At 39.2% G+C, this 12897-nt stretch carries 13 protein-coding genes and 1 riboswitch; of the genes, 2 read left to right on the plus strand and 11 right to left on the minus strand.

Annotated features, from left to right (window positions below; translation table 11 throughout):
* Positions 1-6: 6 nt before the first annotated feature.
* From kynU to ACTJKC_RS23270, 4 genes are all read right to left on the minus strand, one after another.
* Positions 7-1290: a kynureninase gene (gene kynU / locus ACTJKC_RS23255; RefSeq protein WP_440795763.1), complete on the minus strand. Its 1284-nt coding sequence runs from the start codon at positions 1288-1290 to the stop codon at positions 7-9.
* Positions 1291-1355: 65 nt separating this feature from the next.
* On the minus strand, positions 1356-1844 hold the full coding sequence (locus ACTJKC_RS23260; protein WP_113951161.1) for a pyridoxamine 5'-phosphate oxidase family protein: 489 nt from the start codon (positions 1842-1844) through the stop codon (positions 1356-1358).
* A gap of 53 nt (positions 1845-1897) precedes the next feature.
* Positions 1898-2503, minus strand: a complete 606-nt coding sequence (locus ACTJKC_RS23265; RefSeq protein WP_440795765.1) for a DNA-3-methyladenine glycosylase — start codon at positions 2501-2503, stop codon at positions 1898-1900.
* A gap of 12 nt (positions 2504-2515) precedes the next feature.
* The gene (locus ACTJKC_RS23270) at positions 2516-2995 is read right to left on the minus strand and encodes a GAF domain-containing protein (protein WP_440795767.1); all 480 of its coding nucleotides are present in this window, start codon (positions 2993-2995) and stop codon (positions 2516-2518) included.
* Positions 2996-3124: 129 nt separating this feature from the next.
* Here ACTJKC_RS23270 and ACTJKC_RS23275 point away from each other — a divergent pair, with 129 nt between their 5' ends.
* Positions 3125-3823, plus strand: coding sequence for a DUF3291 domain-containing protein (locus tag ACTJKC_RS23275; RefSeq protein WP_440795769.1), 699 nt, complete (start codon positions 3125-3127; stop codon positions 3821-3823).
* Positions 3824-3832: 9 nt separating this feature from the next.
* Positions 3833-4084 (plus strand): hypothetical protein, encoded by a 252-nt coding sequence (locus tag ACTJKC_RS23280; protein WP_440795771.1) that lies wholly within the window; start codon positions 3833-3835, stop codon positions 4082-4084.
* Positions 4085-5104: 1020 nt separating this feature from the next.
* On the opposite strand, the gene ACTJKC_RS23285 is transcribed toward ACTJKC_RS23280, so the two are convergent.
* The 7 genes from ACTJKC_RS23285 to ACTJKC_RS23315 all read right to left on the minus strand — a co-directional run bounded on the left by ACTJKC_RS23285 (position 5105) and on the right by ACTJKC_RS23315 (position 11618).
* A complete protein-coding gene (locus ACTJKC_RS23285) occupies positions 5105-5434 on the minus strand; it encodes a Dabb family protein (protein ID WP_344852034.1) in 330 nt (109 codons plus the stop codon).
* Positions 5435-5528: 94 nt separating this feature from the next.
* A complete protein-coding gene (locus ACTJKC_RS23290) occupies positions 5529-6035 on the minus strand; it encodes a YMGG-like glycine zipper-containing protein (RefSeq protein ID WP_440795773.1) in 507 nt (168 codons plus the stop codon).
* Positions 6036-6166: 131 nt separating this feature from the next.
* A complete protein-coding gene (locus ACTJKC_RS23295; RefSeq protein WP_440795775.1) occupies positions 6167-6892 on the minus strand; it encodes a diphthine--ammonia ligase in 726 nt (241 codons plus the stop codon).
* Complete coding sequence (locus ACTJKC_RS23300) at positions 6882-7571, minus strand: SIR2 family NAD-dependent protein deacylase (RefSeq protein ID WP_440795777.1); 690 nt, start codon at positions 7569-7571, stop codon at positions 6882-6884. Before ACTJKC_RS23300 ends, ACTJKC_RS23295 begins: the two co-directional genes overlap by 11 nt.
* Before the next feature lie 2 nt (positions 7572-7573).
* Positions 7574-8515, minus strand: a complete 942-nt coding sequence (locus ACTJKC_RS23305) for an ABC transporter substrate-binding protein (RefSeq protein WP_440795779.1) — start codon at positions 8513-8515, stop codon at positions 7574-7576.
* Between the two features lie 603 nt (positions 8516-9118).
* Positions 9119-9709 (minus strand): DUF6580 family putative transport protein, encoded by a 591-nt coding sequence (locus ACTJKC_RS23310; RefSeq protein ID WP_440795781.1) that lies wholly within the window; start codon positions 9707-9709, stop codon positions 9119-9121.
* Positions 9710-9749: 40 nt separating this feature from the next.
* Positions 9750-11618 (minus strand): TonB-dependent receptor plug domain-containing protein, encoded by a 1869-nt coding sequence (locus tag ACTJKC_RS23315; protein ID WP_440795783.1) that lies wholly within the window; start codon positions 11616-11618, stop codon positions 9750-9752.
* 98 nt (positions 11619-11716) lie between these two features.
* Positions 11717-11909, minus strand: a riboswitch (cobalamin riboswitch).
* Positions 11910-12897 lie beyond the last annotated feature (988 nt).

A 12897-nucleotide genomic window follows, 5' to 3' on the forward strand; every position in this document is an offset into this window, starting at 1 on the left:
TTTTATTTATAAAATATCTTTACTCACTTTTAACAATGCTTGTCCGGCCAGATAAATATCCTCATAAGAATTATAAAGTGGCACAGGGCTTAGCCGTATTACGTCAGGCTCACGCCAGTCGCCCAGCACATGATTCGCCATTAATCCATCGAAAATCTCTTTTCCATTGCGTTGGGCAATGATCGAAAGCTGAGCACCTCTGTCTTCAGGATTTTTTGGTGTGATGATTTTATACTGCACCACTCCTAATTGATTATTTACCTCATTTATAATATATTCGAGATGTTGAGTTAAAGCAATACTTTTAATTCGTAAAGGCTCAATAAAGCCAGCCTGTTCAAAAATCTGAAGCGATGCATGGTACAAAGCCATAGGCATTACCTGTGTACAGCTTACCTGCCAGCCGTCGGCTCCAGCCTCAGGCACAAAGCCTTTTTCCATTTTAAAACGCTTGCTTTCCTGATACCCCCACCATCCGGCAAAACGGTTTAAATTACTGTTAAAATGTTTCTCATGAACAAAAATCCCGCTAATGCCTCCAGGACCTGAATTTTGATACTTGTAAGAACACCAGCAGGCAAAATCGACATCCCAATCATGCAGTTTCACCGGAACATTTCCGGCTGCATGCGCTAAATCCCAACCTACAAGGGCTCCAATATCATGACCGGCTTTGGTAATAGCTTTCATATCATACCACTGACCAGTATAGTAATTAATCCCACCGAATAGCACTAATGCAATTTCGCCGGCATTTTCTTTGATCTGAGCAATAATATCTTCCGTTCGAAGGGTTTCTTCACCATCCCGTGGAAAAACCTCTATAATCGCTTCTTTTGGATCGAAACCATGAAATCTCACCTGACTTTCAATTGCATACTGGTCAGACGGAAATGCACCGCCTTCCATCATAATTTTAAAACGTTTGCCTTTGGGCTGGTAAAAACTCACCATTAACAAATGCAGGTTTACGGTCAGGGTATTCATCGGACAAACTTCTGCCGGAGAAGCGCCAACAATGGGTGCCATCAACTTTTTAAGCTCTTTATGATAGAACATCCAAGGTTCGTTTCCATCAAACCAACCTTCAACCGCATAGTTGGCCCAGTTATCTAACTGGTGTTTTAAAACATCACTTGCAGCTTTAGGTTGAAGTCCTAATGAATTGCCGCACAGGTAGATAAAATCTTTTCCGTTATGCTTTGGAAATAAAAATTGAGATCTAAACTGATGGAGCTGATCTGCCTCATCCTGCGCTTTAGCAAATGAAAGGGTATTTTCGAAATTCATTGCCTCAATATTACAAAAAAAGCAGGTATTGTTTCCAATCCTGCTTTTCAATTATTTTGGTTTAATTAAAATTTCATGGTATCGTGTTTACCTAAATCAGGCGTATCACCAGTAACCACAGCCTTTAACATACTGAACAACACCACGATTTTTGAAGATGATGCATCCCAGTATTCAGCTTCCTCAGGCGTAACTTTTATCAGAATTAATCTTGGATCTTCAATGCCATCAGGGAACCAGGCTTTAATAAAGGGTGAAAAATAGGCTTCTTTACGTACTTTATCATCAACAAGTTCTGCCTTACCCTTAACGGTTAAATAAGTATTTTTTGAAGGATCGCTGTAGGCCAGCAATACATTATTCTCTTTTGAAATCTCTTTCGATTTTGGCGAATATTCATTGGTGTAAAACCACAGACTTCCGTCGTCTTCTATTTTTGCCGTGCCCATTGGCCTGCTTCCAAATTCATCACCTGAAGAAAAAGTGGTGAACATACAGGTTCTTACACTTTCTGCCATTTCTTTCAGGATTGCTATATTTTTCTCGTTTTTCATGATTTTTAGTATATGAAAGAAAAACAGGAAGCAGCCTAAAAGGTTTGCATGAATTAAACCTTATTTGGTTTGCTGACGTATTTATTACCTTTTACGAAGAAACGCCAGGGCAATAAAGCGTGCTCTTTAGCATAAGCAATCCCTACGCGGGGCGTGGCTGCAAGATCTTCTTCTTTATACCGGATTCCATGGTCTTCAATCCAGATTTCTTCTCCGGCAAGGTTTTTTGTGTTAAATGTCCTATCAATACCTAAAGCTTTCGCAGCAGAACCTGGCCCGGCAGAAATAGCGCCTTTAGTATAAGGCATATTCCTTCTTTCTTCAATGATGTCGATACCTACCAGCGGCTCAATACCCCTGATTAACACCGCATGGGGGTCATTTTCAACCGAAGTAACCACATTAAAAAGATTGTGCATGCCATAACAAAGATATACATAAGCAATTCCACCGGCACCAAACATGGTTTCAGTCCGGTTGGTGCGGCGGCCACCATAAGCATGTGAAGCTTTATCTTTGATTCCAAAATAGGCTTCGGTTTCGACGATGATACCTGCAGTGATTTCGTTATCAATTTTAGTGTACAGCACCTTGCCGAGCAGATCTTTGGCAAGTGCCACTACATCTTCATTCAGGTAATATTCCGGATTTAATTTCAATATTTATATCAATTATCTGTTTAATAAAATATCGATAATTTGCTCTAAATAAGCCTGATCTGTTTCATCAAACTTATTCAGTACTTCACTATCTACATCTAATACCCCAATCACTTCTCCGTCAACAATCAAAGGCAAAACAATCTCTGATTTAGAAGCGGATGCACAGGCAATGTGACCGGGAAATTCTTCTACATCCGGAACAATAACGGTTTTCGCTTCTGCCCACGATGTTCCACAAACACCTTTTCCTTTTTTAATTCTTGTACAGGCAACCGGGCCCTGAAATGGTCCAAGTACTAATTCATCCTGTTTAACCAGGTAAAAACCTACCCAAAACCAGCCAAACTGCTCTTTAAGCGCTGCAGCAACGTTGGCCAGGTTGGCAATAAAATCTGTTTCGCCATATAACAAAGCTTCAATCTGAGGAATGATGGATTTGTATTGTTCTTCTTTGGAGGTATCTCTGGTAATAATTAAATCTTCTGCCATTTTCTTTTTTCTGTAAACCAAAGTTAATCATGATTTATGAGATGTACAGATGCTTTGATTTTAATGACGAAAATTTGAAAGATAAGCTATGTTTAAAATTCTTAGTTTTGGCACATAAACCCTTATTTTATGATTGTAGCTTTAACCATTACCAAATTCCGGGACATTACCATTCCTTTTGCTTTTGTGGGAATGGCGATTCTAAGGATTCCATTAGGATTAAATAAGCGCTGCAGATTCTGGAAATTAATGGGAAGCGGAAAGGATGCACAGGTAGATCAGGCTCCGGATTATAAGCATTGGGCCGTATTAACCACCTGGAATAACCGAAATGATTATGACGCTTTCCATCAAAATTCATTTGTGATGAAGTGGTTCAGTTTATTTGGAACCGAAAGCTTTACCATCTTATTAAATCCTTTATCAAGCCATGGCTTATGGTCTAAAAAAGAACCATTTAAAGTTATAAATTCAAATCAAATCCATACCGGGAAAATCGCAGTGATTACCAGGGCTGCAATCAGATTTAACAAGCTCAAGGAATTCAGGCAGAACATTAAAAGAGCTGCTGTTGCCATGCGAAGTGCCCCTGGCTTTATCCTTTCAGCCGGAATTGGTGAAAATCCGTTTTTTGACCAGGCTACGTTTTCCATCTGGGAAAATGCAGAAAGCATGAAAGCTTATGCTTATAAATCTTTTGATCACGCTGATGTGATTAAACTTACCAGAGAGCGTAAATGGTACAGTGAGGAACTATTTGCCCGCTTCGAAATCGTAGAGAGCTGGGGAACATTAAATGGCATTTCAATCAATAATACAAACGAATAAATATACAATATGAGAGTAGTAGCAGAACTTCCACATCCGGAATGTAAGATTACCATTTTTTCAATGAACCAGAAATTCATCATTAAGTTTGAACAGGGCACTTTTGAGCAGAGTTACAAATTAGCCGAACTCGACCTGAGCGGAGGTGGGGTAAATGATGTATTCGAAATTCTGGATGAAGAATTTATCCAAACGGTTATTGCAAGGTTTAAGGTGATGCGTGCAGATTTCACAGCAGCATATAACAGGCACCAATATTAGATATTAGCAATTTAACTAACTGATATTCATTTAATTAACCAATAAAACAAAATTATATTCTGCTTTTTATCGGTATTTCTGAACTAAAAATAACCATCATTAATAGTATTAATTTAACATAATAATCTTAAGTATTTGATATAATGATATTTAAACACTTAAACAAAATAAAATTTTGAGTGTCGATTTTACCAAATAAATGGGAGGTTTATTAGTTTATTAGTCATTTGTGTATTGGTTAGCGAGGTGCAGGCAACAAAGCTTTAATTGTCAATGCGAACAGAAACATGGGAATGTCACTACGTGAAGCAATTTTATCGTAAGCCTTTTTACTTCTGAGAATTACCTTAAATGGAAGATCCTTCGCTGCGCTCAGGATGACAGAAAAAGAAAAATGCGCAAAAATAAATCTGTGTTTATCTGTGCGCATCTGTGGTTAAATATAAAGAGACCCTGAACAAGTTCATGGTAACGTAATTTGTTTTTTACAACGTAACATAGATTTTCTCTACTCCGGTCGAAATGATGGAACGCGAGAAGATTGGGCAATGAGAAAAAGCTTTTCTGTAGCAACGCTCAATCGGCAGGGAGAGATCTATTCTTAAAGTTACTTGATATAGATTTCTCCACTACGGTCGAAATGACGGAACGCAGGAGGATTCCGTGCTGCGCTAAGGATGACAGAAAAATTAAATGTGCAAAAATAAATCTGTGTTTATCTGTGCGCATCTGTGGTTAAATATAAAGAGACCCTGAACAAGTTCATGGTGACGTAATTTGTTTTTTACAACGTAACATAGATTTTCTCCACTCCGGTCGAAATGACGGATCGCGAGAAGATTGGGCAAGGAGAAACAGCTTTCTCTGTAGCAATACTCAAATTCAAACGTCATCTCGACTGAAGCATAGTTCATACGTCAAGTCGGGAGTGATCTGTTATCGAAACTTAACTTAGTATAGATTTCTCCGCTACGGTCGAAATGACGGATTTCGGAAAGGAGTCGAAATGACGGAATAAGGTTATGAAATCACGGTATCGTGAACCACTACCCTGTACCAGTTTTTAGAGAACTTTTCTACCGCATCTAAATGTGTCTTATCTTCCTGGTAGGCATTATGATCGGCTATATTGGCGAAAGTAATGGTAAGTGAATAGGTAAATGAATTATCGGTAACCGGACGTACGGGTGTATTTGCCGCTAAACCATAACTTAATGTTTTAATATATTTAATCGGCTTCAGGCTTTCGAAAAAGTTTGCAAAATCTGAAATTTCAGTTTTGGTAAGCTGTGGTTTTAACCAGAACATTACAAAGTGTTGAATCTGGCCTTTATCTGCAGTTTCTGTCATGGGATCTTTTTTTCACTAATATATTAAACCTTTTTTATCAGGCATAAAAAAAGTCCCGGTATAAACCGGGACCTTAAATATATGTTTAACTTAATTAGTTTTTAGGTTGCACACGACCAGATTTTCTGTCTTCGCCTCTACCGATTAAATAACCGCCACCGGCTCCAACTAATCCACCAATAATGGCACCTCTACCTTTTTTCTTATCGATTAGCGCGCCACCTACTGCTCCACCAACACCACCAATTACTGCACCTTTTGCAGCATCACTCCAGCCTTTTTTCTTAGCAGTTGGCTGCGTACCACCATAAGCAGCACTTGAACTACCACCTGAACCAGAGCTTGCGTAAGATCTAGATGATGCTGCTCCTGCTCTTCTGGCGGCTGCTAATTCTGCCTGATGTTTAGCTTCTTTTTCCTGCTCTACTTTAGCAGCTGCAGCTTTATTAAAGCTATCCAATCTTAAACTGTCTTTCACAGCTTTAATAGCCAGCTGTTTTTCTGCCTGTTGTTGTTTTAATGCTGCTTCTTCTTTTGCTTTATTGTTACAAGCAAACAAAACAGATGAACTTAATGCGATTACTACCAATATCTTTTTCATAACATTTAATTTTTACATGACGCTTGTTCAGCTACCTAACCTCGCTAAACAGGTTTCATTTCGGATGTGTGATTTAGTTAATTATATGTAGTAAAGAAAAAATGATGCCAAAATGTTTTGAAAATGAAAAATTATGGCAATAAATCATTATACCAGAAACCGGAAAGTGCTGTGGATGAACAAGGTGAATCATCATCTGAAGTAATTTTGGCCGGTGCATTATAGGTACGGAATACACGCTCTCCGATGGTGAATGGTATTTTATTCCTGAAAATCGGGCCTTCAAAGGCGAAAGTATGAAACTCTCCGTTTTCGCCACAGGGATCGATATCTGCAGGAAGATTATTGATTAAATCATGGCTGATTACTTTTCCACAAATGCTTTCCAGATTTTGTTGTGTGCAAACTATGATGGTTTTATAGCGCAGGTTTAAGAATTCGCTGATCAGTTTCTTTGTATCTTTTTGCCATAAAGGAAAAATTGCCTGAAGGCCGATTTCAGCCAGTTTATTTTCGCGGTATAAACGGAGATCTTCTAAAAAGATATCGCCAAAAATGGAATGGGTTATGCCTTCTTCTTTAAATTCAGACAGATGCGTTTTCATGGTACTATCATAAGTTTCCATGTCTGGCATTTCGCCAAGGCGGATCTGATACAATGGGATGCCAATGCTTTCGGCCTGTTTGACTAATAATGACTCCCTAACACCGTGCATGGAAACTCGGTTATATTTTTCGGTAACAGTAGTAACCAGGTAGCGAATTTCGATCGTTGGATCCTGCAGGGCATAGTGGAGCGCTAAAGTGCTGTCTTTACCTCCACTCCAGTTAAAAATACAAATCTTTTTATCGGGCATTGGATAAGATTGCTTTAAGCTCGGCCACTCCTTCTACAGCATTTTTCTCGATGTTGATCACATTTTTATAACGTTTAACATCAGGAATCCGCGGATCAATGATGTATTTATCTACCACAGATGGTACAAAATCGATTAAGCCGGCAGCGGGATAAACAGCCAAAGAGGTACCAATCAACACAAATATATCGGCCTGTTTACAAATTCTGGCAGCAACTTCAATCATTGGCACGGCTTCGCCGAACCATACTACGTGAGGTCTGAGCTGAGAACCCAGTTCGCATAATTCGCCCATTTTAATTTCTGAACCTTTAATGGGGTAAGTTAAATCCGACCTTAAATCGGACTGGGATTTGGTAATTACGCCATGAAGATGGGTAACTTTAGCAGAACCTGCCCTTTCGTGCAGATCATCAATGTTCTGGGTAATGATTTCAACGTCAAAATCTTTTTCGAGATCAGCCAGCAATTGGTGTGCCCGATTGGGCTGTGCATCCAAAACCTGCTTTCTTCTTTCGTTATAAAACTGCTGAACCAGTTCGGGATCTTTTTCCCAGGCTTCGGGCGTAGCCACATCGTACACGTTATAACCTTCCCATAATCCGTCGGCATCCCTAAATGTTTTTAACCCACTTTCGGCACTGATCCCCGCTCCTGTTAAAACAACCAGCTTCATCATAATTAAACTGATTTAACTGAAACTACGGATTGACTGTAGCTGATGAATTTTTTAGCAATATTCTCATCGGCTTTAAAAATGTCAGGATGAAACATACAGGCTAAAGCTTCAATGCCTTCTACCAAAGTACCCACACTTGGTTGGGTAAACATATCGAAATCTGCAATGTAAACCTGATTGTTTTTGACGGCTTCGAGATTTTCCCAGCCAGGTTTTGAGGTTAACAGCTCCATTTCTTCCATGCTTCTGTCCTTGTCGAATCCACAAGGTGCAATTACTAAAACTTGGGGATTGTATTTCAAGATTTTATCCCATTGGGTAACAACTGAATCTCCGGCAGGATTAGACAACATATCTACGCCACCTGCAGCAGCAATCTGAAAGGGAATCCAATGGCCACAGTTATAAATGGGTTCGATCCATTCCATCAGCATGATGCGTTTTAAAGGTGCACGGTTTGCCCTCAACTGATCTAAAATATAATCGGTTTTCTTTTGTAAGCCAGCCAGATAATTTAAAGCTACTTCTTCTTTGCCTAAAGCTTTGGCAATGGTGATGGCACATTCAAAAACATCCTGAAGGTTATTGGGCGACAAAGGAACCAAAGTTGGTTGTTTGCTCAGCTTCATTACGGCAGTTTCGGTGCAAACGGTGTCGATATTACAAACCTCGCAGATATCCTGTGTGAAAACGACATCGGGCGAAATGCTTTCCAGAAGTGCATCATCCACCCAGTACAAACTTTTGCCCTGTGCTTTGGAAGCTGAGAATATCCGGTCGATTTCGATACTGGAATAGTTTTTACCCTCTAATATGCAACGAACAACCTTTGGCTGATTGGCAGCTTCTTTAGGGCATTCGAAGGTTACACCATGCAGGTACTCCTGCAGGCCCATATCGTAGATCATTTTAGTTGCGGCTGGTAAAAAGGAAACGACTTTCATTTGATGGAAGATGTAAAAGGTAATTAGCTATCGAAGATAAAAAAAATCCCCTTCTGAATTTAATCAAAAGAGGATTTCTTGTTAATTTTTATTCGGGTTGGTATGCTGCCAAGGTAATTCGAATTCTTTTACCGCTCTATGCCGCGGGGCATCAAACTTTTGATGCATCAAAAGTATGCAAACCTGAAGCTTTAGCGGAGCTCATTCAGGCCTATGAAACTATAAAGAAAACTGAATAAATGCTTAGTCAATCCAGCAAGGGGCCTTTTACTCAATCCCATACACATCAAAAAAACAGCGGCACTTTGTTTTGTGTTCAATATTTTGTTTTTGAAATTAAATCATCGTTTATGAACACAAAACCACTGCGTTTTAGGTTTGGAACTGCCAGTTTGCCTGAAATACATCTGTTTTTTTGATTTTCCCGGCCCTTGGGATTGACGGCGTTCTTCGGTAAAGATTGTGGGTTGTTGAAGCAGGTTTAGCATGATGCCAAAAAATATTTCTAAAAATAATATCTAAAAAATCCCCTTCTGAATTTAATCAAAAGAGGATTTCTATTTATTTTTGTTCAATTGGTGCTTACCAAGCTAGGGATAATAACTATAATTTCTGTGTTTGCAGTTTTAATACCGGGTATTTCGCTTTTAAAATTTCGAAAGCGCCGAAAAGCAATGCGCCGTAAATTACGGTTCCTTCTAAAAATCTGATCTCGAATGGAATTGCTTTTACCAAACATGCCCAAAAACCAGCTAAATCTTGCGTATAGGCCGGATTTTTAAACCAAACACCGATGTCGCTCACAATCCAGTGGATTAAAACAATTGCCAGTGTTGAAGCCAATAAATTCACCACGTTTACTTTTTTAAGCAATACCCTGCCTACTAATACCATTAATGCAAAGGCAATATAAGTCCAGTACCAGCCTTCATATAAAAAACCGCTGCTGTATTTACTGAAAATGGTGATTGATAAAATAAAATCGCTTAAAAACAAGCTCAATATCGGAAAGGCAAAAGCTTTAAGATGATCTTTAAAATATGCACCACCAAATAAAGCTACTGCTCCTATTGATGAGAAATTGGCAAACTTTAATTCATCAGAGTTGAAGGTAACCAGCAAACGGAAAGCCGTTATGGCCAGAATCATCAGCAACAAAATTAAAGTGCGTGGATTAAATTTTAAATGAGACATTTTATTTTGGTTATTATTTATACTGCAAAGTTAAATTTTATTAGTGTATATTAAAAATTACACCGGTATTAAAGTTGAAACCTAAGCTATTGTACCCAATAATCTCATTGTATTTTTCATTAAGGATGTTCTTAGCATCGAAAAACAGCTTTACGCGTTTCTTAGCTAAAGCATATTCTGCATAAGCATTTAACAATTTATAAGCAGGTAAGTTATCAACCGTGTAGGTGGTAAAATTACCATCGGTACGTTTGCCAAAATAACGGAAATTGGCACTCACATATAAATTGCGGGTAGCCTGTGCACCTGCAGTGATGCCGAAAGTATGTTTTGGTCTGCGGAAAAGATAGTCGGCTACAGCATTATCAACAAAGTTGAACTCATTACCTTCTACATAAGCATAGTATCCATTAATGTTAAACACGCTGAATTTTACCGCCGGCTCAACTTCGAAACCTTTGGTTTTCTGACTCACCTGGTTAATATATCCGTTAGGATAAGCATAAAGAATGGCATCAGTTAAATCGCGTTTATAACCCGCAATGCGTAAACTAAATTTATCATCAGCAAAGCTAAAGTTTACACCTGCTTCGTAATTCTGAGATTTCTCAGGTTTTAAACCGAGGTTGGCACCAAACTGACCAAAAAGCATGTTTAGCGTAGGAACTTTAAATGCTGTTGAAACCGTTCCGAATAATTTTATTTCTTTAATGATATTGATGCTTGGGGTAACTGAGTAAGTATAGTTTTCGCCATATTGTTCGTGTTTATTGTAACGTCCGCCAACTTCGAGGTTAAAGATGCTTAAATCGTGTAAAAATAATGATCCGTAGGCCGCGAAAATGTTGGTTTCCGGTTTGTTTGTTGCAGATGATAATTTCATTACACGGTTATCGATACCCACTAATAAATCGAGCTTGTTACCTAATTTCTGGTTGTAAAATAAATCCAGTAAGGATACGCGGCCTTCGTTAATACTTGGATACTGGCTGTGCGCATCGTTTCTTGTATTTTCGAAACTGTAATTTAAGGTTACTTTACCGGTGGCAAATTCGTATCTGGCATTGGTACCCGCAGCAAAGTTTTTCAAAATCGAATAATTGTTTGCATCAGTAAAGGCACCCCCATCGAATTTATAATTACCATAATAGTAACGTACAAACGGATTTACAGAGAAATGATTATCCAGTTTGATCCCGAAATTCGCATTTAAGGCGTCCGTTTTAAAGCCATCTTTATCAAATGTGGCTGTGCTGCCAACCGGCGTTGCTGCTTCAGAAATTCCATCGGTTTTGGCATGGGTATAGTTAATGTTATACGAAAAACCTTCAACTCCGCCATTTAAGCCAATGGTTCCTTTGTAAGTTTCGTAACTGCCTGCACTGGCCACACCATAAATGGTATTGCCTTTAGGCCCGCCTTTCTTGGTGATGATATTGATTACCCCTGCAACGGCATCAGAACCGTAAATGGTAGACTGACCGCCCCTTAAAATTTCGATATGGTCAATCTGATCGATAGAAATCAACCTTAAATCAAACGCACCTCCGTTCCCTGATGGATCGTTTTGCACAATGCCATCAATTAAAACCACTGCGTAGGCACTTCCGGCACCCCTGAAAAATACCGATTTGTTTAAACCCGGGTTACTGCTCGATCCTGCAACAATAATTCCCGCCTGCTCACTGATCAGTTCTGGCAATGATTTACCATTACTGCGCTCCAATACTTCGCGACTGATGATGGTAACCACTTTACCGGTTTGCGATTGTTTCTGATCGTTTTTAGTTGCAGAAATTACAACATCTTTCAGTTGTAAACTGTCCTGGTTTTGAGCATTAGCCAGCTGGCTAATCATTAACTGTGCGAGCCCAAGCCCTGCTACAGTTAGCATACTTTTTTTGTTCATTTGATTGTGAGTTTTGCCCACAGCCAACAGATTAGAAAAGGAAATGAAAATACGAACAACGTTAATATCTCAATCCTAGCTTCAATCCCCGAAAGCTATGAAATTAAACGCTAAAGGCAGGTCTTCTGACTTACTCCCGGTTTTCTGTCTTCCCGCCCAGTAGTTAATTGGGCAGTGACTTATGAATAGAAAAACGTTACAGAGCTTACAGCTGCGGGACAGTTACAGATTTACACTGTATTCCCTTTTAATCCAGATCTTACATCGGGAACCAAAAGCAGCGCAAAGGTAGTAAAAAGAGCGGAAAACAATGAGCGAAGATGGAATTGAAAGACAATTAAGGTATTGTAATATACTATTATTTCTTAACCTGGATAATGAATTATTAAAGCACCAGATTTTTTATTAATGTATGTACAGTTTTCATTAAGACGTTTTACCTATCAAACTATTTAATTTTTTCAGCCACAGATGCACGGATGAACACGGAGATTTTATATAAGCTACCGCATTTAACAGTGGTGCATTTTTTAAAAGGTATAGTTATAGCATTATTTTTTGGAAACGAATGTCAGTGTTTTATGGGGGGTAGCAGCCCTGCTATCGCTGTTAGTCCTCCCCCGATGAAGAATCGGTGTCCGGGCTAACCTGCTCTATCAGGTTTATTTACAACGGTCGCTTTTAATGACACAAACCATAGTTCTTAGCCCCGATTGGATGGATGCCCCCGATTTTTCATCGGGGCAGTAAGGAAAGCGGGACTACCGGTACCGACCAGCACTGTAACTGCACTCCAAAATGATCAGTTTATCTTGATTTTAGCCACAGATGCACAGGTTAACACGGACATTTTTTTGCTTTTTAACTACCTAATATTTAGCCACAGATGCACAAATTAACAGGAAATTTTCGAATTAATGTTTTTCTTTAATGCACAAACCATAGTTCACAGCCCCGATTGGATGGATGCCCCCGATTTTTCATCGGGGCAGGAAGGAAAGCGGGACTACCGGTACCGACCAGCACTGTAACTGCGCTCCAAAATGATCAGTTTATCTTAATTTTAGCCACAGATGCACAGGTTAACACGGACATTTTTTGCTTTTTAACTACTTAATATTTAGCCACAGATTAACACAGGAAATTTTCGAATTAATGTTTTTCTTTAATGCACAAACCATAGTTCACAGCCCCGATTGGATGGATGCCCCCGATTTTTCATCGGGGCAGGAAGGAAAGCGGGACTACCGGTACCGACCAGCACTGTAACTGCGCTCCA

Origin of the sequence: Pedobacter sp. 22226 (genome assembly GCF_052045455.1) — a bacterium.
In the GTDB taxonomy this organism is placed as follows: Bacteria; Bacteroidota; Bacteroidia; order Sphingobacteriales; family Sphingobacteriaceae; genus Pedobacter; species Pedobacter jeongneungensis.

Excerpts from the sequence above, each read along its gene's own strand:
- kynU (WP_440795763.1), bottom strand. The coding sequence starts at position 1,290 with ATGAATTTCGAAAATACCCTTTCATTTGCTAAAGCGCAGGATGAGGCA.
- ACTJKC_RS23260 (WP_113951161.1), bottom strand. The coding sequence starts at position 1,844 with ATGAAAAACGAGAAAAATATAGCAATCCTGAAAGAAATGGCAGAAAGT.
- ACTJKC_RS23270 (WP_440795767.1), bottom strand. The coding sequence starts at position 2,995 with ATGGCAGAAGATTTAATTATTACCAGAGATACCTCCAAAGAAGAACAA.
- ACTJKC_RS23275 (WP_440795769.1), top strand. The coding sequence starts at position 3,125 with ATGATTGTAGCTTTAACCATTACCAAATTCCGGGACATTACCATTCCT.
- ACTJKC_RS23280 (WP_440795771.1), top strand. The coding sequence starts at position 3,833 with ATGAGAGTAGTAGCAGAACTTCCACATCCGGAATGTAAGATTACCATT.
- ACTJKC_RS23285 (WP_344852034.1), bottom strand. The coding sequence starts at position 5,434 with ATGACAGAAACTGCAGATAAAGGCCAGATTCAACACTTTGTAATGTTC.
- ACTJKC_RS23290 (WP_440795773.1), bottom strand. The coding sequence starts at position 6,035 with ATGAAAAAGATATTGGTAGTAATCGCATTAAGTTCATCTGTTTTGTTT.
- ACTJKC_RS23295 (WP_440795775.1), bottom strand. The coding sequence starts at position 6,892 with ATGCCCGATAAAAAGATTTGTATTTTTAACTGGAGTGGAGGTAAAGAC.
- ACTJKC_RS23300 (WP_440795777.1), bottom strand. The coding sequence starts at position 7,571 with ATGATGAAGCTGGTTGTTTTAACAGGAGCGGGGATCAGTGCCGAAAGT.
- ACTJKC_RS23305 (WP_440795779.1), bottom strand. The coding sequence starts at position 8,515 with ATGAAAGTCGTTTCCTTTTTACCAGCCGCAACTAAAATGATCTACGAT.
- ACTJKC_RS23310 (WP_440795781.1), bottom strand. The coding sequence starts at position 9,709 with ATGTCTCATTTAAAATTTAATCCACGCACTTTAATTTTGTTGCTGATG.
- ACTJKC_RS23315 (WP_440795783.1), bottom strand. The coding sequence starts at position 11,618 with ATGAACAAAAAAAGTATGCTAACTGTAGCAGGGCTTGGGCTCGCACAG.